The 23,376-nt window shown below is 51.6% G+C and carries 18 protein-coding genes; 12 read left to right on the plus strand and 6 right to left on the minus strand.

Features of this window, described 5'->3' with window-relative positions:
* Window positions 1-242 precede the first annotated feature (242 nt).
* The 7 genes from METBU_RS23945 to METBU_RS0110740 all read left to right on the plus strand — a co-directional run bounded on the left by METBU_RS23945 (window position 243) and on the right by METBU_RS0110740 (window position 9,396).
* Window positions 243-809, plus strand: coding sequence for a GspH/FimT family pseudopilin (locus METBU_RS23945; protein WP_268869779.1), 567 nt, complete (start codon window positions 243-245; stop codon window positions 807-809).
* A complete protein-coding gene (pilV, locus tag METBU_RS23950; RefSeq protein ID WP_017840626.1) occupies window positions 806-1,339 on the plus strand; it encodes a type IV pilus modification protein PilV in 534 nt (177 codons plus the stop codon). The genes METBU_RS23945 and pilV overlap by 4 nt, the downstream gene beginning before the upstream one ends.
* Before the next feature lie 243 nt (window positions 1,340-1,582).
* Complete coding sequence (locus tag METBU_RS0110720; RefSeq protein ID WP_017840627.1) at window positions 1,583-2,677, plus strand: PilW family protein; 1,095 nt, start codon at window positions 1,583-1,585, stop codon at window positions 2,675-2,677.
* A gap of 14 nt (window positions 2,678-2,691) precedes the next feature.
* Entirely contained in the window at window positions 2,692-3,189 is a 498-nt protein-coding gene (locus tag METBU_RS0110725; RefSeq protein WP_026130155.1) for a pilus assembly PilX family protein, read from the plus strand.
* 221 nt (window positions 3,190-3,410) lie between these two features.
* Window positions 3,411-7,190 carry a pilus assembly protein gene (locus tag METBU_RS0110730; RefSeq protein WP_017840629.1) on the plus strand — a complete coding sequence of 1,260 codons (3,780 nt, stop codon included), beginning with the start codon at window positions 3,411-3,413 and terminating at the stop codon, window positions 7,188-7,190.
* A gap of 32 nt (window positions 7,191-7,222) precedes the next feature.
* On the plus strand, window positions 7,223-7,651 hold the full coding sequence (locus tag METBU_RS0110735) for a type IV pilin protein (RefSeq protein ID WP_017840630.1): 429 nt from the start codon (window positions 7,223-7,225) through the stop codon (window positions 7,649-7,651).
* A gap of 773 nt (window positions 7,652-8,424) precedes the next feature.
* Entirely contained in the window at window positions 8,425-9,396 is a 972-nt protein-coding gene (locus METBU_RS0110740; RefSeq protein ID WP_017840631.1) for a 2-hydroxyacid dehydrogenase, read from the plus strand.
* A gap of 819 nt (window positions 9,397-10,215) precedes the next feature.
* Here METBU_RS0110740 and METBU_RS0110745 read toward each other — a convergent pair.
* Complete coding sequence (locus METBU_RS0110745) at window positions 10,216-11,199, minus strand: malate dehydrogenase (protein ID WP_017840632.1); 984 nt, start codon at window positions 11,197-11,199, stop codon at window positions 10,216-10,218.
* 441 nt (window positions 11,200-11,640) lie between these two features.
* Between METBU_RS0110745 and METBU_RS0110750 the strand changes: the two genes are divergently transcribed.
* The 4 genes from METBU_RS0110750 (at window position 11,641) to METBU_RS0110765 (ending at window position 16,974) form a co-directional block, all read left to right on the plus strand.
* Complete coding sequence (locus METBU_RS0110750) at window positions 11,641-12,498, plus strand: NADP-dependent methylenetetrahydromethanopterin/methylenetetrahydrofolate dehydrogenase (protein WP_014149646.1); 858 nt, start codon at window positions 11,641-11,643, stop codon at window positions 12,496-12,498.
* A gap of 24 nt (window positions 12,499-12,522) precedes the next feature.
* Window positions 12,523-13,890: a glycerate kinase type-2 family protein gene (locus METBU_RS0110755; protein WP_017840633.1), complete on the plus strand. Its 1,368-nt coding sequence runs from the start codon at window positions 12,523-12,525 to the stop codon at window positions 13,888-13,890.
* 125 nt (window positions 13,891-14,015) lie between these two features.
* Window positions 14,016-15,269, plus strand: coding sequence for a serine hydroxymethyltransferase (gene glyA / locus METBU_RS0110760; RefSeq protein WP_014149648.1), 1,254 nt, complete (start codon window positions 14,016-14,018; stop codon window positions 15,267-15,269).
* Window positions 15,270-15,300: 31 nt separating this feature from the next.
* Window positions 15,301-16,974 (plus strand): formate--tetrahydrofolate ligase, encoded by a 1,674-nt coding sequence (locus tag METBU_RS0110765; RefSeq protein ID WP_017840634.1) that lies wholly within the window; start codon window positions 15,301-15,303, stop codon window positions 16,972-16,974.
* A 404-nt stretch (window positions 16,975-17,378) separates the two neighbouring features.
* Here METBU_RS0110765 and METBU_RS0110770 read toward each other — a convergent pair whose 3' ends face one another.
* The 4 genes from METBU_RS0110770 to METBU_RS0110785 form a co-directional block, all read right to left on the minus strand.
* The gene (locus METBU_RS0110770; protein ID WP_017840635.1) at window positions 17,379-17,969 is read right to left on the minus strand and encodes a Uma2 family endonuclease; all 591 of its coding nucleotides are present in this window, start codon (window positions 17,967-17,969) and stop codon (window positions 17,379-17,381) included.
* A 9-nt stretch (window positions 17,970-17,978) separates the two neighbouring features.
* A complete protein-coding gene (gene cpsG, locus METBU_RS0110775) occupies window positions 17,979-19,352 on the minus strand; it encodes a phosphomannomutase CpsG (RefSeq protein ID WP_026130157.1) in 1,374 nt (457 codons plus the stop codon).
* A 962-nt stretch (window positions 19,353-20,314) separates the two neighbouring features.
* Window positions 20,315-20,728, minus strand: coding sequence for a hypothetical protein (locus tag METBU_RS0110780; protein ID WP_017840637.1), 414 nt, complete (start codon window positions 20,726-20,728; stop codon window positions 20,315-20,317).
* Window positions 20,729-20,989: 261 nt separating this feature from the next.
* On the minus strand, window positions 20,990-21,580 hold the full coding sequence (locus tag METBU_RS0110785; protein ID WP_017840638.1) for a hypothetical protein: 591 nt from the start codon (window positions 21,578-21,580) through the stop codon (window positions 20,990-20,992).
* 111 nt (window positions 21,581-21,691) lie between these two features.
* Between METBU_RS0110785 and METBU_RS0110790 the strand changes: the two genes are divergently transcribed.
* A complete protein-coding gene (locus METBU_RS0110790) occupies window positions 21,692-22,747 on the plus strand; it encodes a hypothetical protein (RefSeq protein ID WP_017840639.1) in 1,056 nt (351 codons plus the stop codon).
* Window positions 22,748-22,764: 17 nt separating this feature from the next.
* Here the strand turns inward: METBU_RS0110790 and tpx are convergent, their stop codons facing one another.
* Window positions 22,765-23,271, minus strand: coding sequence for a thiol peroxidase (gene tpx, locus METBU_RS0110795; protein ID WP_017840640.1), 507 nt, complete (start codon window positions 23,269-23,271; stop codon window positions 22,765-22,767).
* Window positions 23,272-23,376 lie beyond the last annotated feature (105 nt).

Here is a 23,376-nt window from a genome sequence, read left to right on the forward strand (position 1 = left end):
AATTGCCGAGGAGCAAAAACCTGTCCCGCTGCCGACATCCTCGCCAAACACACCCCACACCCTTTTTGATCTCCAAATTGGGAATTGCCGGCATGAATTCGACGATTGCACTTTTGAGCCGAATCCAAGAGACAAAAAATAATAGTTAGCATTTTTTTAACAAGCTCTCATAAGCCTTATGCAATTTGTGCTACGGTCATATCCATACTAAGCAGGCAATTTTCATTTCTATGGCTAAACCCATGCCGAAATATTCAAAAATCCATTATGGGTTTACCCTTATCGAGTTAATGATGACGATTGCCATCGGCGCAATCGTTTTGACCCTGGCCGTGCCGAGTTTTAACACTGTCATCCGGAATGATCGATTAACGACCCGGACCAATGAACTGGTTGCCTCGCTCAATTTTGCTCGTAGCGAAGCCATAAAACGCGGGATCAGAGTTACCGCATGCAAAAGCCAAAACCCCAACGCTACGCCGCCTTCATGCACGACAAGCAATTCCGTTAACTGGTCGATTGGCTGGATAATCTTTACAGATCCGAATAATAACGCCACCTTCGATAGCAATACTGAAACCTTATTGAGAATTCAGGAAAACCCGCTCACCAATATTACGATGACGGGCTCCCTAAATATTGCGAACTACATTTCTTTCGTTGCTTCCGGACAAAGTAGATTAACTAACGGTAACCACCAATCGGGCAATATTAAAGTGTGCGACGACCGCACAGGCAACATCGGCGTCAATATAGCGCTTAATAATGCGGGAAGACTATTAACGCAACAAGAGATCGCCTGCCCATGAACGTCCTGAAATTGATTACCGCCAATCCGAAATCAAACAATGTCTCGGGCTTCACCTTGATTGAAGTCCTGGTTTCAATGATCGTTTTAGCGATCGGCTTGTTAGGGCTTGCCGGCATGCAAGCCGCCAGTCTCAAAAACAATCAAAGCGCCTTTTTCCGCAGTCAAGCCACCCAGCTTGCATACGACATGGCCGACCGAATGCGCGTTAACGGCACGGGCTTGTCGAACGGCAACTATAACAACCAAGGGGCGCCCAACAACCCGGCCGATTGCGAACTCAATTCATGCACCCCCGCGCAAATGGCCGGTTACGATTTGGCGCGATGGAATACGGCGATAGCAGGGCAGCTACCGGGCGGCAGCGGCTGGGTCTGCATCGACAGTACTTCCGATGACGGAACGCCGGCGTCTCCGGCTTGCGACGGCAATGGCGAAGCCTATGCCGTCAAAATATGGTGGACCGATCGCCGCGAAGCGGAGCAGGAAGCCGACCGAATCGTTCGTTTTGTCATGACATTCAGGCCTTGATTTATGTTACTTAGGAATAGACACAAAATAACTTCTACTAATAGTAGGCTTTGTGGTGGTTCGGCAGCAATTCCCAATTTGGAGATCAAAAGGGTGTGGGGTATGCTTGGCGAGGATGTCGGCAGCGGGACAGATTTTGCAGTAGCAAAAATCTGCCCTGCCGCCGACACCTGTCAATCGAACCACCACCCCCTTCCAACAGTTGTCTAAGTTATTTCATGCTCGTTCATTAGGGGCGCTACGATGACCGACCGAGACCGATCGCCCAAGCATCCGACGTCGAAAATGCTGTCAACACAGCGAAAGCAACCCGCACCACTCATTTACCGCCAATCAGGCATGACCCTAGTCGAAATCATGATTTCGCTATTGATCGGCGCGTTTTTGCTAGGCGGCGTCTTGCAAATATTTACCAACACCAAACAAACCTATCGCATGCAGGAAGGCCTGTCGAGGATGCAGGAAAACGCGCGTTTTGCGCTTGACACGCTCAATCACGATTTACGTATGGCGGGATATCAAGGCTGTACAGTCGTTTCTCCGAACGTAATTATCGACCCTAAAAGCCCGAATCCGAACCCCGCCCCTGCCAGCTTAGCCTTGGGAACCATGATAACGATCAGCGGCAACGACAACATTGCCAACAATTGGAATTCGAGCGCCTGCGGCAATGCCAACGCCTGCATCGCAGGGTCCGACGCCATAACGATTACTTTCGGCGGTACCTGCGGGGGCGCATTGCCGGAAAAAGCTTCCACGGCCCAAATTCATATCAATGCCGGCAATACTTGCGATTTTAATCAGTATGATATCGTCATGGTTTCCGACTGTTCCGCCGCGGATATCTTTATCGCGACCAGCGCCTCTTCCTCGGCAGGAAAGCAAAACTTGGCGCATGCCAACAATCAAAATACCGACAATAAACTAAGCAAGATTTACGACGAAGGCGCCGAAGTCTTTCGATTCAACTCTTATACCTACTTTCTTCGAAGCGGCGCAGGGGGACAGCCCGCGCTATGGCGTTTGGACAACAGCCGAGCCGTACAAACCGGAGTCAATCCCATTGAAATGATCGACGGCATCGAAAACATGCAAATACTCTACGGCGAGGATACGACTCAAGACAGAGTCGCGAACCGCTATGTGACAGCCAATAATGTCGGCAATTGGGCGAATGTCGTAAGCGCACGAGCTAGCCTGCTGGCCCGGAGCCTTAACGACAACATAACTTCGCGGCCACAGACCTACACCTTCAACGGCGCCACCGTCACGCCGGCAGACCGGCGAGTGCGGCAGGTTTTCACGACCACTATCGCAGTCCGCAATCGCTTACCTTGACGAGTATCTAACTTATGAAACACCCCCATTCGTTAGCACGGCAAACCGGCTCGGTACTAATCACTAGCCTTATAATGCTATTGCTACTAACACTAGCCGCCACCACTTCGATGCAAGTCACCAGCCTCGAGGAACGCATGGCCGGCAACATGCGCAACCGCAATCTTGCATTTCAGGCCGCCGAATCCGCACTGAGGGCCGGCGAAAACCTCTTGACGCAGGCAGCGCTACCCGACTTCACCAGCACCGGCGATAACGGCCTGTATGCGCAAGACGGCGCTCCTCCCGGCGCGTATGACGATTGGACTAACAATACGACGGAATTTTCAGGCACGATCGGTCAAGTGGCCGCCGCGCCCCGTTATGTGATACAGCGCATGGCGGAAGTCGAAAGCGGCACAAGCCTGGATGCCGGGGAATACGGGCAAAGCGAAATGTACCGCATCACTGCGCGCGGCGTCGGCGGAACGGAAACGGCGGTCGTCGTTTTACAATCGACTTACAAACGTTGAAAGTTTGGTTAGCGGTTAACGGTAAGCCGTTAGCAGAAAGCCGGTATAGGGGAACGTGGATTTGCATGCTATAGGCCATGGGGCTATTGATATTCTGTAAGGTACGCATCGCGTATCTTTTTGGGGCGATAACTCGCAACCCCCGGGAAATGGTACGCGATGCGTACCTACGAAATTTTTATTTAGACAGGTCTTGTCTTTACAAGGCAGGGAAAAGCATCATGAACATTTCGATTGGTATTGACAAAAATTCTTTGTTGTATTGGGCATTGGGGCTTTCAGTCGGCGTGCTTTTGTCGCTGCCTACCCGAGCGGATTTGGACCTTGCGCAAACGCCGTTATTTCTAACGCCTAGTGTCGACCCGAATATTATGTTCATCATCGACGATTCGGGGTCGATGCATTATGAGGTGACGCCGGATGAAGAGTTTCGATTCGGTTCGTTCACTGAAAACACGCGATGGGTTTATCCGCGCGTCGCTAACGTATACGGTTCGGGAGACTACAACAGTAATGTCGCAACTGTCGACAACCATGTATTTAATGCACGGGCGCGTTCTCCGCAAATCAATAAAACGTATTACGATCCCGCAGTGACTTACTCGCCTTGGATTAAAGCGGATAATTCTCTTTATCCACCAGCCAACCCCGAAGCGGCTTATCATAATCCCGAGAATACCGCCCGAGGCTACCGAAATCTTACCGTTGATAACACAAATACGGACACGGGCGGACCGGTCAATTCGTCGCTAAATCGTTGGCGAACTTGTACCGGGCCCTCTTCGGGGCAATGCTCGACACAAACAAGCAATAAAACATTCTATCCGGCTACCTATTTTTGGTATAACGGAGGCGATGCTTGGAATTTGGCTAATTTTGACGGACCTTTCGAAATCAAAGCCGCCACATCCGAGTACAGCGGACATGGCCGCGAAAATAGAACCGACTGTACAGGAGGTATTTGTTCTTATGCTCAAGAAATTCAGAATTTCGCCAATTGGTATACATATCACCGTTCGAGAGTTCTTGCAGCCCGAGCAGGTATCGGCAAAGCCTTTGCCCAACAGGGCGAAGCCATGCGTGTCGGTTTCGGAGCCATCAATAAAAGCTCGAGCAGCATCGATAATGTTAGCACGAATACCATTATTCGCGGCGTCCGGCCTTTTACCGGCAGCGATCGCGAACAATTCTTTACGGATCTATACACCCTCGATATCCCGGATTCCGCTACCCCTTTAAGAAGAGCGCTCGACTCGGCAGGTCAATATTATAGCCGTAGCGATAATCGCGGACCTTGGGGCGCTAACCCCGGTCAAAACGATTCGACTACTCATTTAGAATGCCGGCATAGCTATACCATTCTAATGACAGACGGCTATTGGAACGATGCGCAAGCAGGAACAGCCGCCGCACGGTCGAATAATGACGGGACTAATGGCCCGACAATTTCAGGCCCGGATGGGAATACCTTTACTTATTCGGCCGTATCTCCGTTCACGGACAATCGCAGTAATACTTTAGCCGATGTTGCAATGTATTATTGGAAAAACGATTTACGGACGAATATACCTAATCTAGTACCTACTTCAGCGATAAATCCAGCATTTTGGCAGCACATGGTAACTTTTGGCGTGGGTTTCGGTGTAGAAGGAACGATTAGTGCCAGCGATGCTTTTGATGCCATCAATACCGGCGCAACGATCAATTGGCCGGCGCCTTCGACATCGGGTACTACAGAAAACGTCGACGATCTGCTTCATGCCGCAATCAACAGCCGCGGCGGTTTCTTCAGCGCAGCCGATCCGAATACCTTTGCCAATGAACTGAGTAATACATTACGCGCGATCGTAGGACGCACCGAAGGCTCGTCCGCTTCTGTCGCGACCAACTCGACCCGCCTGGATACCAATACCGTCGTTTATCAAGCTAAGTTCGACAGCCGCGATTGGACCGGTCAGTTTTTGGCTTACGCGATCAACGCCGACGGCAGCCTGGCGGCAACACCCGCCTGGGATGCCGGTCAAAATGTGACGACTCAGGGCTCGATCGGACGCTCGATTTTCGGTTACAACCCGACTGCAACGCCCTTTAAAGGGATCAATTTTTTTCATAACAATCTCAATGCCGCCCAACAAGCGCTATTGACCGAAGCGCAATTGAACTATGTACGCGGCATTCAAACCAACGAACTTCAGAACGGAGGCACTTTTCGCAACCGTATCGGCACCAATCGCCTGATGGGCGACTTAGTCAACTCCGATCCTTGGTTTATCGGCGATATCAATTTCGGTTACCATTTGCTGCCCGGAACGGAGGGCAGTGCTTATTCGAATTATCGGAATAGCGCCGCATACAAAGCCAGAACGCCGCTGGTCGCCATCGGCGGCAACGGCGGCATGCTGCATGTTTTCAATGCCACTATCACCGGCACCGGTGCGGGTACCGAGGTATTCGCCTATGTCCCCCATGCGGTTCTGCCCAAACTCGCCTCGCTTACCGATCCGAATTATAGCCATCAATATTTTGTCGACGGCTCGCCGGTTGCCGGCGACGCTTATATCGATGCCAACGGCGATAATAACAAGGAGTGGCGTACCGTTCTGATCGGCACTTTAGGCGCCGGCGGTAAGGGCATTTTTGCACTGGACGCGACATTCCTCGACCCGGGCGACAGTAGTTATGCCACAGCGGAAAACAGTTTTTTACCGCAACGGGTCATGTGGGAAATCAATACGACAACCGCACCGAACGCAACGGATTTAACCAATGTCTTGACCGGCAGCAATCCACGCTTCGGGTTTGCCGATTATCTCGGATTTACCTTAGGGCAAGCGTCAATCGTCCGCATGGCCAACGGCAAGTTCGCCGCCGTATTCGGCAACGGCTACAATAGCGCGAGCCATCAAGCGGTGTTGTACATCGTCGATCTCGAAACCGGCGCACTCATCAAATCATTGAACACAGGCGTCGGCAGTGCCGGCAACCCAAACGGCCTATCGACACCCATCGCTATCGATGCCAACGGCGACCGCATTGTCGATGCGATTTATGCGGGCGACTTACACGGCAACCTGTGGAAATTCGATGTCAGCAGCAGCAATACAGGACAATGGGATTTCGGTTTTAAACAAGGCAACACACCCAAACCGTTGTTCGTTGCCAGAGACAGCAATGGCGTCAGACAAGCGATTACCGCAAAACCACAAGCCGGCAAACATCCATCTAGCGGGGTCATGGTCTATTTCGGTAGCGGTAAGTATTTTGAAACCGGAGACAATTCGGCCATCGACCCGCAGCCGCAGACCTTTTACGGAATTCAAGACGAATGCGTAAAACTTGCCGGCAGCAATATAACTTGCAGCACCGGCGATCCGGGCATTACTCGCGCCAACGATTTAGTACAGCAATCGATCATTGCCGAGGACGTATTCGGCGATTTCGATATCAGAGTAACCTCTCACTGCGTCGACCCGCTTTTGGCTATCGACAATACCAACTGCAACGGGATAAGCATGATTAATTATCTTGGCTCGAAGCAGGGCTGGTACATGGATCTCGTATTTCCTGCCGTGTCTCCCGATGGCGAGCGCGTGATCAGTCAGGCTTTGTTGCGCGGCGGACGAATCATATTCGTTACCTTGATACCAGACCCTGAACCGTGCGGTTATGGCGGAACTAGCTGGTTAATGGAACTGGACGCCTTAACCGGTAATCGTTTAGTTAGCACGCCGTTCGATTTGACCGGTAGCGACACCATCGATGAGAGCGATATGCTCGCAGGCGTCATCGATACCAATGATGACAATTTAATCGACGAAGACGACTCTCCGATGGCCGTATCCGGTAAAAAATCCAAAGTCGGTATCATTAAAACACCCGGGGTCGTGGGCGCCGGCGAAGTCGAGTATAAATATACCAGCGGCTCGACCGGTGAAATGGAAACGACCTTGGAGTCGGTCGAAGGCGGCGCCGGAAGACAATCCTGGCGTCAATTACGTTGACAGTTACCGAGACAACGGAGCAATACAATACAATGAAAGCTGAAAGGGGTTTTACGCTGATAGAACTAATGATAGCCGTTGCCGTAGTGGGGATTCTCGCCGGTATCGCTTACCCTTCCTATCAAGATAGTATTAGAAAATCGCGCCGCGCCGATGCCAAAGGCGCGTTGATGGGATTGGCGAATGCGATGGAACGGCATTTTACCGAAACGAATAGTTATGTAGGCGCTGCCGGCACTGATGCAACCCCGGCAAATACCGGTGCTCCCAGGATTTATAGCATTCCCGGTCAGACCGCGACTTTTTACACGATAACCATTAGCGCTGCTGCGGCAGCTACTTTTACGGTACAAGCAGTGCCGACCGGCGCACAAAACGATCCCCGCTGCGGAACCTTAACGCTTGCGCATACGGGGGCGCGGGGCATTACGGGAACCGGATCGGTGGCGGAATGCTGGTAACAGAGGCGATTTTTCCGGTAATGTATTCCTACGCTGGAGCGATGGGAACGTGGATCAAGTCATTCCGGCATCGGCGTAGTTTTTATATTTTCAACTATACCTTTCGTACTTCAAAATTCGGCAGGTGACTAAGGAGGCACCGGGGTGCGCGACAAAGGCTTTGCCAGCATGGAGCTGGCATAGAGCCTACATGGACGTATTCACGGCGTCCTTTGACGGGCACCCCGGCGCCGAATTTTGATCTGCGATGAGTATATTAACGCGAACATATAACATAGCCTTTCAAAAAACCTCGGTAAGATCGTGAACGCGAAGTATAATCGGATTTCATGAATAGGCCTTCGCGGGACGGGTTATTTAACCCATCCCCAACGTTTTGGTTTGCCCCAATTACACGCCTTGCTTTGGCCACGGTCGAAACGTTTAGAACAGGGTTGCAAACCCCCGTCCCGAGAAGCCCTGTCAAAGGCTATAATGTGCCTCAAAAGCTTGCCATCCATGGCACTGGATCCCGCCAGTCCATGGCGGAATAACGGGCTCCCCTTAACTTAGGATTTCGCGATAAATAACTTCCTGAAGCCATGAGCTTTGTCGAGGATTCGATTACTCGCTTGACAGGGCGCCGTGAATACATCCGTTTAGGCTTGACGGCGGCTACCTGCCGCCGACACCTGCCAATCGAGCAACCGAACTCTCCATAAAATAGGAAAGTTATTTATGACCAAATCCTTAATGGCAGTCAGTGCTACACCAACCCCAATAGAAACAAACCGATGAACAAACCCAAAGTTTTAATTACCCGTAAATGGCCCGCCTCGGTCGAAACCAAACTCAAGCAATTGTACGACGTCTCGCTCAACGAAGACGATCTACCCTTGACATCCGAAGAATTGAAATCGGCTTTACAAAACTACGACGCAGTGTGCCCTTCGGTTTGCGATTCACTACCTGCCGAGGTACTAAATGCGTCTAACAAACGCTGCAAAATTCTCGGCAATTTCGGAGTCGGATACAACCATATCGATATCGCAGCTGCGAAAGAGAACGGTCTCGTCGTCACAAATACACCGGGCGTGTTGACACAGAGCACCGCCGATATCGCAATGACTTTATTGCTGATGTCCGCACGGCGAGGCGCGGAGGGCGACCGTCTCGTCCGCGCCGGAAAATGGCATGGTTGGTGTCCGACGCACATGTTGAGCAGCGACGTGACCGGCGCGACGTTAGGATTGATCGGCTTCGGCCGCATCGCAATCGCAACCGCACGCAAAGCCCATCACGGTTTCGGCATGAAAATCGTTTTTTTCAATCCGAGCGCACCGGACCCATCCGTGATCGAAGAACTCCAAGCGACACGGTGCGATTCAGTCGAGGACGTCATGAGACGCGCCGATTATATCTCGCTGCATTGCCCGGGCGGGCCCGACACCCGCCACCTGATCGACGACAAGATGATTCGCTTGATGAAACCGAACGCTCATTTGATCAACACCGCGCGCGGCGATGTCGTCGATAGCAAGGCTTTAATCGACGCATTACGAGATAAGAGAATTGCCGGCGCCGGTCTGGATGTCTATGAAGGAGAGCCGAATATCGACCCCGAATTTTTGACGCTTGAAAACGCCACGCTGTTGCCGCACCTAGGTAGCGCAACGCTTAGTACTCGCACCGCGATGGGAGAAAAAGTGCTAGCTAATTTGGCCGCGTTTTTCGAAGGACGCGAACCTGAAGACAGAGTAGCCTAACCCGGCTATGGCTAAAGGCTGGCGATATTCAGCCCCCCCTCGCCGCGCATCGGATAATCTCGCAGGATGGGGTTACAAACTCCGTCCAGCCAAGACATCGTAGGGTGCGCATAGCGCACCTTTCCACCGTGCCGAACCGACAAGAGGTCCCGACCAGGTGCGCGATGCGCACCCTACACTCTACGATAAATATATACCCATCGTGGATCAAAATTCGGCACCGGGGTGATCGTCAAAGAACGCCGTAAATACGTCCATGTAGGCTCTATGCCAGCATCCATGCTGGCAAAGCCTTTACCGATCACCCCGGCGCCTCCTTAAGTATCGCCGAAATTTGAAGTGCGAAAGGTATACATAAATTGTAGGGTACGCTGATCACCTAGCGTTATGTGAGGCAGATCCGCGAGTGTTAAGGAATATGCACAAAATAACTTCTACAAGTAGTAGGCTTTGCGGAGGTTCGGTGACTCGCTTGACAGGACGCCGTGTATACGTCCGTGTAGGCTTGACGGCGGAATCTGATTGCCAAGGATGGCATGAATGCAGATTTTGCAGGAGCAAAAATCTGCCCTGCCGCCGACACCTGCCAATCGAGCCACCGAACCCCCTTCCAACAGTTGTCTAAGTTATTTCATGCTCGTTCCTAAGTGACAATAAATGGCATCGAGGTCTCATTGGCTAAGATTGCAAAAGGGTAATTTTTGACTTATGTATAACGATGAGCGGAAGACCGTGAGAACCAGAAAAGCTACCATCTGTAACAACCTTTATTAGCCTCGTTTTTTAGTTCCGCGTATATCGATAAATAAGCACCCGTCCTTAGAGCAAATGCTTTACCGCTTCGCGCTCTTCTTTCAACTCGGCTTCGGACTTGCGCATTTTTTCCCGGCTGAAATCACTAATCTCCAAACCCTGGACGATACTGATTTCTCCGTTTTTGATCTCAACTGGAAACGAATAAACCAAATCCTTTTCAATTCCGTAACTGCCGTCCGATGGAACAGCCATGCTGATCCAATTACCTTCGTCGGTCCCAAAAACCCAGTTGCGCATCAAATTTAACGCGGCATTGGCCGCAGAAGCCGCACTGGATCGGCCAACCGCTTGTATGACCACGGCTCCGCGCTGCTGTACGGTTGGAATAAATTTGTCGACAAACCAATCCCACTCAACCAACGACAAAGCATCCTGCCCTTTGACTTTGGCATGATGGAGATCCGGATACTGCCCTGCCGAATGATTACCCCAAATGATAATATTTTTGATGTCGTTGGACAGTACCCCACATTTATCGGCAAGCTGAAAAGTCGCACGCTTATGATCGAGCATCATCATTGCCGAAAAATTCTCCGGCCTTAAATCCGGTGCATTACTGATGGCGATCAAAGCATTAGTATTGGCAGGATTGCCGGTAACCAATACCTTAACATCCCTGCTGGCAACCTTACTAAGGGCTTGACCCTGCACAGAAAAAATCTGGGCATTGATTGCCAACAAATCCTTACGTTCCATCCCCGGCTTACGCGGACTCGCGCCGATCAGAAATGCGTAATCGACATCTTTGAAAGCGACTTCGGGATCATCGGTCGCGACAATTTTATGCAGCAACGGATAGGCGCAATCGTTAAGTTCCATTACCACGCCATTCAATGCGCCTAATGCTAATGCCTGCGGCGTTTCCAACAAATGAAAAATCATTGGCTGATCGGGGCCTAATAATTCTCCGCTAGCCAAGCGAAACAATAAGGAATAACTGATCTGTCCCGCGGCACCTGTAACGGCAATTTTAACTGGCGTTTTCATTTGTTTTCCTAATTATTTATTATTGTCTGAATGCGGAGTTCAAATGGCAAGCCTTTGAAACACAGCGAAAATAGCATGCTTTTAATCCGAATCGTTCGCCTGTAATGATTGATGGGCAGTATCTAAACCCGCTTTTCCTAACTTTCTCGTTCCAACCGCTCCAGCCTGGCAATGCATACCGATCTTGCCTAGGCAATCAAAGTATCGGCTCCTTCGGAGGGCCGTCGAAACCGGAATAATCTATCAATACATTGTACACACTTAAGCGAAATACCGATGATGCGTACAGGTTGTCCCGAATGATAACGAATAACCGCCCCCCCCTGCAAGCCTGTAGAAATCGGCCCAGAGCAATGGAGAGACAGCGTATAGCTAAATAAGGTATACTGCCCCGTTTTCTATACGCTAATCGCTATCGCCACTATCGATCTTACGTGACCCATGAAAAAACTGTTATTCCAATTCGACACCGATCCGCGTCCTTCAGCTTTCGATACGATTGTCGCGTATGACGGCGGCGCCGACCATGTCATCGGACATGGCGGATTAACACCCGACACTATCGCACCCTTGGTCGAAGGCACGATCTTTACCCGAGCACCGAAAGACAAAAAAAATACCGCTATTTTTGTCGGCGGCAGCGACATGCTGGCCGGTCAACAATTATTCTCGGCCGTACAAAAACATTTTTTTCCCGGCTTTCAAGTCTCGATCATGCTCGATAGCAACGGCAGCAATACTACTGCTGCCGCCGGCGTCGCGAAACTGGCTTCAACCAGTGAACTAAGCGGCAAAAAAGCGGTTGTTTTGGCTGGCACCGGCCCGGTCGGTCAACGCGTCGCGGTCATGCTGGCTCAAGAGGGCTGCGAAGTCTCGTTAACTTCTAGGGAAATGATACGAGCGGAACACGCCTGTCTAACGATGCGCGAACGCTTCGGCGTCGAACTGACACCTATCGAAGCTGTCGATCAAGACGCACGCGGCAGGGCAATTGAAAACGCTCAAATCGTATTTGCGGCAGGCGCGGCAGGCGTCGAATTACTCAAAGCCGAACATTGGCAAAATAATGATCGACTCGAATTATTGGCCGATGCGAATGCCACGCCCCCGATCGGTATCGGCGGCATCGATATGATGGATAAAGGCAACGAACGCCACGGCAAAATCGTCTGGGGAGCCATCGGTTTCGGCGCATTCAAACTCGCTTTACACCGTGCCTGCATCGCCAAACTGTTCGAAACTAATACGCAAGTACTCGATGCCGAACAAATTTTCGCATTCGCCAAGGAAATGGCTTAAACGCCCCTTGCACCGCTGAAACACATGAGCCGACCCGCCATTCAAAAAGCGCTCAGAGAACAGGCCGCAGGACTATTCCAAGCCGGCATCGATGCCGCCGATCCGTACCTTGCGGTTCAACGCAGCCTATCCTCGGACGGGCTTCGACTTGAAATAGCCCTATCGCCGGACGACAATGCGCCGAAACGCACGGGACATTGGCCGAAAATTCATTTGATTGCGTTCGGCAAAGCCGCGTGCAACATGGCAAAAGCCGCCCGAGACATCATTCCGGAATCGCTATTACCCGGCGACGGCATCATCGTTACCAATTACGAGAATGCCGCTCAGGCAACCGGCTTTAAAGTCATCGGCGCCGGCCACCCGATTCCCGACGAAGCGGGACTGCAAGGCGCCCGGCTAATCGCCGACAGAATCACCAACGCTCAATCGGGCGAACTGGTGTTAGTCTTGATTAGCGGCGGAGGATCTGCTCTCCTGCCCTATCCTCGCCCTCCGATAACGCTTGAAGAAAAAGCGCAAACGACTGCATTACTACTTGCTTGCGGCGCGACAATCAACCAAGTCAATTGTGTGCGCAAACATCTTTCCATGATCAAGGGCGGCGGTTTGGCACGCCTATCGGCTCCGGCCGACCTGCACGCATTGATTCTTTCCGACGTGCTGGGCGACGATCTAAGCGCTATCGCGAGCGGGCCGACGGTGCCGGACGACACATGCTTCGACGACGCCATCGCTATTTTGCGCAACAAGGGTATTTGGGAAAGCATTCCGGATTCGGTCAAATACGTTTTGCAACAAGGTTCCGCCGGCGATATCCCGGAAACGCCGAAAACCGGTGACAGTCTTTTCAATAACGCCGGCCACACGCTGATTGGCAGCAATCCGATCAGCTTAAAAGCCGTCGTTAAGGCCGCATCGCTACAGAATTACGACGTTCGAGTCTATTCGGAACATCTTAGCGGCGAAGCGAAAGACGAAGCCTTCAAGTTGGCCTCTTACGCGAAATCCCTGCTCGATAACGGCTTAAACAAACCCATCGCGCTTCTGGCAGGCGGCGAAACCACGGTAACTTTAACGGGGCAAGGCCTCGGTGGCCGCAATCAAGAGATGGGACTGGCCTTCGCCTTGGCCGCCGAACGATTAGCATTGCGCGGCAATTGGGTATTTTTAAGCGGCGGCACCGACGGCCGCGACGGCCCGACCGATGCGGCCGGCGCGCTGATCGATCCGCAATCGCTCGCGCGTATGCGCGCTGCCGGAATCGACCCCGGCGCAAGACTGCAAGACAATGACTCTTACCGCGCGCTTCAGGCTTCAAACGATTTACTGATAACCGGTGCGACCGGCACTAATGTTGCCGATTTACAAGTATTACTGCTCCGGCCTTAACTTCGATTATTCATTACTCTATACTCACCGAAAATCACTGACGGCATTTTGACCTTCTCCTCTCGGGATCGCCGATAAAAACCGTTGTTGAAATGCAAAATAACTATAAATTTTAGGAGATATTGATGTTTACTAAATCGCAAACGATTGCAGGTTACGATAATGAATTGTTTCAGGCATTGGAAGAAGAGCGTCGCCGTCAGGAAGACCACATAGAACTGATCGCCTCGGAAAATTACACCAGTCCGCGCGTCATGGAGGCCCAAGGCACGCTACTAACCAATAAATACGCGGAAGGCTATCCCGGCAAACGCTATTACGGCGGTTGCGAATATGTCGATAAAGTCGAGCAACTCGCGATCGACCGCGCCAAAGAACTATTCGGCGCCGATTATGCGAATGTACAAGCCCATTCCGGATCGCAGGCCAATATGGCGGTATTCATGGCTCTGATACAACCGGGCGATACGATACTGGGCCTAAGCCTCGCAGACGGCGGCCATTTGACGCACGGCGCCAAACCGAATTTCTCCGGCAAAATCTACAATGCCGTGCAATACGGACTGCACCCGGATACGGGCTTGATCGATTACGACCAAGTCGAAGCCTTAGCGATCGAACACAAACCCAAAGTTCTCGTCGCCGGCTTCTCGGCTTATTCGCGCATCTGGGACTGGCAACGCTTCCGCGAAATCGCCGATAAAGTCGGCGCCTATTTACTGGTCGACATGGCCCATGTTGCAGGATTGGTCGCCGCCGGACTGTACCCAAACCCTGTACCGTTTGCCGATGTCGTCACCAGTACCACACACAAATCGCTACGCGGACCGCGCGGCGGATTGATTCTGTGTAAAAGCAATCCGGAAATCGAAAAAAAATTCGACTCCAGTATCTTTCCCGGCATCCAAGGCGGTCCTTCGATGCATGTTATCGCCGCAAAAGCGGTCGCGTTCAAGGAGGCGATGGAAACCGAATTCAAGACCTATCAACAACAAGTCATCAACAATGCCAAGGCGATGGCCGAAGTCTTCATCGACCGCGGTTTCGATGTCGTTTCCGGCGGAACCGACAATCATTTGATGCTGGTTTCATTAATCCCGAAAGGCATTACCGGCAAAGCCGCCGATGCGGCGCTGGGACGTGCGCATATCACGGTCAATAAAAACGCCGTACCGAACGACCCGCAGTCGCCGTTCGTGACAAGCGGCATCCGTGTCGGCACGCCGGCCCCGACCACGCGCGGCTTCAAAGAAGCGCAAATGACCGAAATCGCGCATTTGATGTGCGACGTGATGGAAAACATCGATAACGAATCGGTCATTTCAGCGGTGCGCGACAAAGTCGCCATCTTGTGCTCGCGCTTTCCGGTTTACGGCTAATTGAGGACACATCAAAAACAGGAAAACATTCATGTCAGACATAGCAATCGCCCAACAAGCCCAAATGCGACCGATCATCGACTTGGCCGGCGAAAAACTCGGCATCCCGGCCGAGCATTTAGATCCATACGGTCACTATAAGGCTAAATTATCGCTCGAATACGTCAATAACTTGACCGACCGCGAAGACGGCAAATTGATTCTCGTCACCGCGATCAGCCCGACCCCGGCTGGCGAAGGCAAAACCACAACTACGGTAGGTTTAGGCGATGCGATCAACCGGCTCGGCAATTCGGCGATCATGTGCCTGCGCGAACCGTCGCTCGGGCCTTGTTTCGGCGTCAAAGGCGGCGCGGCCGGCGGCGGCTACTCGCAAGTCGTGCCGATGGAAGACATTAATCTGCATTTCACCGGCGACTTTCATGCAATCGGCGTCGCACACAATCTCTTGTCGGCATTGATCGACAACCATATCAATCACGGCAACGCACTTGACATCGATTCGCGCCGGATTCAATGGAAACGAGTCGTCGACATGAACGACCGAGCGTTGCGCAAAATCACTGTCGGCATGGGCGGCCCGGCTAACGGCTATCTGCGCGAGGACGGATACGACATCGTCGTCGCGTCCGAAATCATGGCGATTTTGTGCCTGGCGACAAGCCGCGTCGACTTAAAAGAACGCCTCGGCCGAATCGTCATCGGCTACAAGTCCGACCGAGTCACGCCGGTTTATGCGAGCGATCTCAATGCGCAAGGGGCAATGGCCGCCTTATTGAAAGAAGCCATAAAGCCGAATCTAGTGCAAACGCTTGAAAACAATATCGCGATCATTCACGGCGGCCCGTTCGCGAATATCGCGCACGGTTGCAACACCGTCACCGCGACGAAAACTGCGTTAAAACTGGCCGATTATGTCGTGACCGAAGCGGGTTTCGGCGCCGATTTAGGCGCCGAGAAGTTTCTCGACATCAAATGCCGCATGTCCGGCCTGAAACCGTCGGCAGTCGTATTGGTCGCGACGGTACGCGCGTTGAAATTCCACGGCGGCGTCGCGAAAGAGGAGTTGAACCAAGAAAACATCGACGCTCTGCAAAAAGGTTTCACCAACCTGGAGCGTCATCTCGACAATATCCAACGCCATTACGGCTTGCCTTGCGTAATCTGCATCAATCATTTCACCTTCGACACCGACGCCGAAATCGCGCTGCTCAAAGACAAATGCGAGGCGCTCGGCGCGAAATGCGTGGTCTCGAAACATTGGGCGCAAGGCGGCGCCGGCGCGGAAGAATTAGCGCAAGAAGTGCTTGCCGTCGTCGACAACCGCGAGCCCGGTTTCACTTATGTCTATGACGAAGAGCTGCCGCTGTGGGATAAGATCGAAACGATAGCGACCAAACTTTACGGCGCAATCGGCATCACCGCGAGCCCGAAAGTCAAAGCCGAAATCAACACGCTGCAACAAAACCACGGCAAATTTCCGGTTTGCATGGCCAAAACGCAAATGTCGTTCTCGACCAACCCGAACGAGCGAGGCGCGCCTTCCGGACACACGGTCGAAATCAGCGAAGTCAGGCTTGCCAACGGGGCTGGCTTCATCGTCGCGATCGCCGGCGACATGATGACGATGCCCGGTTTGCCAAAAGTCCCGGCCGCCGAACGTATCGACATCACCGATGATGGCGTGATTACAGGGTTGTTTTAACTTGGATCGTCAGGCGCATTCTCAAGCTTTCAGTTGGCTTGTGTTGTAGACCGTTCGTGCTGAGCCAAGTCGAAGCATGAAGGGTCTACAACACTTTCACCGGCTTGGTGAAGCCTCGCCAAAGGTGCGCGATGCCCACCCTAGTCGCCTTATTGGGCTTTTCTCAGCGCCTCTGCGCGAGAATACCTCTTATAAAGTTACGAAACTGCTCCGCACTTTAACACCCTCGGGCGAACCGCCTACTCCGATTTAGCCGCGTAGCCCGGATGAAGCGCAGCGCAATCCGGGGAGTTCGGAGCCACGCCATTCCCGTATTCCGCTTCGCTGCATACGGGCTACATGCTTGTGCTGTTACCCAAGCTCCAGCTTGGGAAACAGCGATCTCTTATAAAGTTACAAGCCACCTACTCCGATTTAGCCGCCAAAAATGCCAGCATGTCCTCGTTATGAACCCGCTGATAAATGACTTCGACCGGCAGCGTCAAATCGATCGCCTCGAAAGTCACATCGTCTCCCAGATAATAATGTTTCGAAACCCATCCTTCGGACCGCCTCAGCACTTCGACCTCGACATAATCTTGCTCGATCATCACATATTCTTGCAGAGTCGGTAGCTTCAAGTAATTGGCTAATTTGACGGTCTTGTCGTTGCGGCGAGTCGTCTTCGACAACACTTCGACGATGATGATAGGCGTTTCGGTATAGTAAGGCTGCGACTCGTCGAAATGACAATCGACGATCACATCGGGATAAAAAAAATTCGAATCGACTCTGACCTTCATATCCGAACCGAACGGCTCGCAAGGAAGGTTTTTTAAATGACTCCTAAACTCCGCCAGAACATTAATCGCTATACGCTGATGATTTCCACTCGTCCCGACCATCGCATAGACGGCGCCATCAATCAATTCATGCTTGGTTTCGGCAATCAACTCGCCGTCCAAATAATCCTCGACACTGATCAAATAATCCAGCTTCTTTGCAATGATACTCATAAACAATCCTCAATATTCACGCTGTAACAGTTCCAAAATCTCCTCGGTTTTTTGCCGCATCAACGCAATATCCCCGCGCGATTCGACATTGAGCCGAACGACAGGCTCGGTGTTCGAAGATCGCAAATTGAAACGCCAGTTGTCAAACTCCAGACTGACCCCATCGGTTTCATCGACGATGAGCGCGTCGCCTTCATAAGCCGCCCTAACCCGTGCGATCGCACCGGCCGGGTCGGTTAGTTTCGAGTTGATCTCGCCGGACGACGGATACGCCGCGATACGCTGCGCGACCGCTTCGGAAAGGCGGATTTTTTTGACGCACAACAATTCCGCGACCAACAGCCACGGAATCATGCCGCTATCGCAATAGGCGAAATCGCGAAAATAATGATGCGCGCTCATCTCTCCCCCGTAAACGGCATCTTCGAGGCGCATGCGTTCCTTGATAAAGGCATGGCCGGTCTTCGACAACACCGGAACGCCGCCCGCCGCAGTCACGACATCGACCGTATTCCAAGTCAATCGCGGGTCGTGAATGATCTTCGCGCCGGGGTTTTTCTGTAAAAAAGCCTCGGCCAACAGCCCGACAATGTAATAGCCCTCGATGAACTGCCCCTTTTCGTCGAACAGAAAACAGCGGTCGAAATCGCCGTCCCAAGCGATACCCATATCGGCCCCATGTTCGATGACGGCATTCGCGGTATCGGCGCGGCACTCGGGCAAGAGCGGATTCGGAATGCCGTTCGGAAAACGGCCGTCCGGTTCGTTATGGATCTTGACGAACTCGACCGGCACTCGGGCCACTTTGAAACGCTCTTCCAGCGCATCGACCACATGCCCGGCCGCGCCGTTGCCGGCATTTACGACCAACTTGATCGGCGTCAAATTCTGCAAATCGATGTAAGTCATCAAATGATCGACATAGCCCGACAGTATAGAACGACGAGTCATTGAGCCTTTCTTGACGACCACCGGCCCGAAATCATTTTGCTCGGCGAGGCGTTGGATTTCCTTCAGTCCGGTATCGCCGCTGATCGGTTTGGCATGCTCGCGCACCAATTTCATGCCGTTATAATCCATCGGATTATGGCTCGCGGTTACCTCTATCGCGCCTTGTATTTCCAGCGCCTGCGCCGCGTAATAGATTTCCTCGGTGCCGGTCATGCCGATGTCGATCACATCGACGCCGGCGTCCATCAAGCCTTCGGCCAATGCGGCCTTGAGCGATTCGGAAGTCAACCGCACGTCGCCGCCGACCGCAATCGTCTTGGCCTTCAAATATTCGCCGCAGGCGCGACCGATTCGATAGGCGATATCGTCATTAAGCTCGGTATCCAGTTGACCGCGTATGTCGTAAGCTTTAAAACAAGTGAGTTTTTCCATGATGAATTGAATAGCTAATTTAAAAATTAAAGTAAATACGGTAGGCACGGCATACGCCATTGTTATCGGCCTAGCGCTTGATAACCTACTGCCATTAAGTTAAGGGAAGCCCGTCATTCCGCCATGGACTGGCGGAATCCAGTACCATGGATGGCAAGCTTTTGAGGCACAATAGAGTCTGAATGCAACAAATACTTATCTCGTGATGGCTTAACTTAGTAACTGTCTAAAAACTATCTCCCGAATTTATCGGGTCCGTTACGCTAAACTTCGGAAAAAAATGATAACTCTTAGCGAATTCGACCTCGATACCGTTTGTTGTTACTTAGGAACGAGCATGAAATAACTTAGACAATTGTCGGAAGGGGGGTTGGTGACTCGCTTGACAGGTGTCGGCGGCAGGGATAGCCGCCGTCAAGCCTACAGGGACGTATTCACGGCGTCCTGTCAAGCGAGTCACCAAACCGCCACAAAGCCTACTACTTGTATAAGTTATTTTGTGCATATTCCTTAGCGCACCTTGCTCCGATATCGCGATCTGGGGATCGCTCCCACAGAGCTCCCGACGCTTTGTGGGAGCGACGCCTTCGTCGCGATTTCGAGGCCGAGAACGTCAAACGACAATAATTGATGTCGAGGACTCATTGGCTAAGTAACTGTTTAAAACCTGCCTCCCGATTTTATCGGGCGAGTTACGTTAAACTTCGGTAAGTAAATGATGGACAGTTATACCTTTCGCACTTCAAATTTCGGCAGTCCCTAAGGAGGCGCCAGGGTGCTCGGCAAAGGCTTTTCCAGCATGGATGCTGGCATAGAGCATGGATGTATTCACGGCATCCTTTGACGAGGGCCCCGGTGCCGAATTTTGATCTACGCTGAGTATACTTAATGGTAGTGACCTCCGGCGTCCATACAGTCGTCTTTTTCAAAGAGGGCGACTGAATACTTACGACCGGAACGACTTACTTCTCTAACCGACCGAGCGTGAAATCGTCAAATACCAAAGAAGGCAGCGTATCGATAAAAATCGTTTCTTTCAATACTTCGGTCAAAGCTACATTCAAAATGACTTCTTCATAAAGCCAGTAAAACCAACCGTCGCGATGCACACGATAACGCCAATTGTATCGGCATTGCAGCCAATTAACGTCCGCCGGTTTTCCGAGTCGTTGCAGCGGTCGATTTTGATTCGGCGCACCTAAATAAACGACACTGCCATCATTCGGATTCAATAATAAGCGGTCGCAAATCAAAGATTCATCAAATAGGGAACAAGAGATTTTTCTATATTCATCGCCGCCATGGCAATCCAATAACAAACGCTGCCGTCCGATATCGACGATTTTCGGCGACACGACAGGATAGCAGTCCGGCATCGCGGCCCGTTCCAGAAAATCCGTCTCGCTTAGCCGACTCTTATCCCACTGCTTTATGACGATCTGTACAATAAACGAAGTAATTATTCAGCCCCTATATTTAAAATAAGTTGGAAATCACCCCATACACAACAAGCTAAAAACGGCCAACCCACATTCACTCTTTCCCAAGTTGCTATAAAGCATGTAGCCCGTATGCAGCGTAATCCGGGCTACGCTAGTCCCACTGCTTTATGACGACCTGTACAATATACGGCGATTTCATTCCCCGGTTTCTTCATGGCCCAATTCGCAGCCTTCGCTGTAGAAATATAATGACGGGATAAACGGCAGAATATCGATCGTCAGCGTAGTTTTTTGTTGAAAATCATCGATCGCGCTTTCGATCGTGTCCGCGAATTGCAATTCGAATTCATTAAGCATGTTTTGCTGACTGGTCGGGCTGTCGGGAAATATCGAATCGCCGCCAAGATAGATCCCTTTGATCGTTTCTTGTAAGGCAGCCGCGGAGATCGTTTCTATTTCACGTTCGAAATTGCCGAAAACCTGCGCGCCTTCCGTCATTTTGATGCGCTCCACATCGTCGGTATCGGCATAAAGCAAAAACAGCCCTTCCACCCCTTCCCGCTCGTTTTTGCAAACGCCGCCTTCCATGACTCTAACCAACCGCAACTCCCTGCCTTCTTTGATATGCGTCGGCGATGGAACATCTTCGGATGTTTCCATCGGATCGGCTTGATACACAAAAAACTCGTCCAATTCCTCATCGACCGGCTCCCGAACCGGTTCAACTGTACATGCCGCCAAGCTAGCGGAAAGGATCATCATGACAGCAAGTACTTTAGGATTCATCGATCACTCCGAATTAACATACATAAATAAACATAGCTTACCTTTACACTCAAGCTTCGCCAATTTCCGCCGATAAAATAATTAACATTCCCGATCTTTAAGGATAGAGCGATGAAAATCGAACACTCCAATATCCAGCTAAACGCGCAACAGACATCGGTTAAACAGCACTCCGTGCAAGAATCCCTAAACTTTTGGGTCGGCAATCGGCGTCCGGTTAACCTAGGTTCACAAGCTCAAACGGCATTCAATCCCACTTTGGCCGACAGGGTGACGCTCAGCTCTGAAGGCAAGGCTGCCGCCGAAACCCAACAAGCCGAAATCGACCTGGACAAAGCGCTCGAACACGAACCGCGCTATCAAATCATTAAACGCATGATAGAGGCCTTGACCGGCAAGGAAATCCGGATTAACCGCTTGGAAGCCTTCGAAGCAAGCCGATCGATCGATCCGGGGACCGCACCGCCCGCCAACGCGCCTACTGCCGATCGTCCGGCCGGATTCGGCTTGGAATATGAGCGCCGCGAAACTTATTACGAAGCCGAGCACAGCGCATTTTCGGCCAAAGGACTTATCAAAACGACAGACGGCAAAGAAATCGCCTTCGACCTTAATTTGGTCATGAGCCGAGAATATTACGAAGAAAATTCGGTCAGCCTACGAATGGGCGACGCCGTCATGAAAGACCCTTTGGTAATCAATTTCGACGCGGAAGCCGCAAAGTTGACCGATATGAAATTCAGTTTTGACCTGACATCGAACGGCAGCTCCGAACAAATTTCATTCGTCGGTCACGGTAGCGGCTTTTTAGCGCTCGACCGAAACGGCGACGGCATCATCAACAACGGCAGTGAATTGTTTGGACCGGCGACCGGTAACGGTTTCGCCGAACTGGCCGCGCACGACCTGGACGGCAACCATTGGATAGATGAAAACGACGCGGTTTATGAACATTTGCGCGTCTGGACCAAGGATACCAATGGCAACGACAAGCTCTACACCTTAGCCGAAAAAAACGTCGGCGCGATTTATCTGGGCAATACCGAAACCCCCTTCGAGCTTAAAAATGCTCAAAACCGTCTCGACGGGCGGGTTTTGTCATCAAGTATTTACCTCAGCGAAACCGGCCGTGTCGGCACCGTTCAACAAATCGACCTAGCGGTTTGAAACCTGCCGAATTATTTTCAGTCTATTTCATGCATCGCCGCTAGCGCCGACTCATAATCGGGCTCGTCGGCCAATTCAGAAACTAGCTCGGTATAGACTACCCGATCCTCCTCGTCGATGATCACGATCGCTCGTGCGGTCAATCCGGCCAGCACGCTATCGACCAACTCCACGCCGTAATCGCGCGCGAAACTCGAACGAAAGGTCGATAACGGCACAATATCCCTGGCACCTTCCACCTGACAAAAACGCGCCTGAGCAAACGGCAGATCGGCCGAAACGACCAATACCACGCCGTTTTCCAAACTTGCCGCTTTTTGATTGAATTTTCTTGCGGACGCGGCACAAGTCGGCGTATCGAGACTGGGCACGATATTCAGGCATTTCTTTTTGCCCGAATAGCTGGCCAAGGATACTTCAGCGAGTTTACCGTTGACCAGAGTAAAATCCGGCGCCTTGGATCCGATCGCAGGAAGCTCGCCGCAAGTGTTGATCGGTTTACCTTGAAATTTAATCGTAGCCATTGTTTAAGTCCTGATTTTAAAATTTACTTGATTATAAATTCGGCTCATATGCGTTTCCTCGCTGGAGAGACAGTGCAAGGATTTAGACGTAGATAACTTCCCTAA

The sequence above is a fragment of the Methylotuvimicrobium buryatense 5G genome (assembly GCF_000341735.1).
Classification (GTDB): Bacteria; Pseudomonadota; Gammaproteobacteria; order Methylococcales; family Methylomonadaceae; genus Methylotuvimicrobium; species Methylotuvimicrobium buryatense.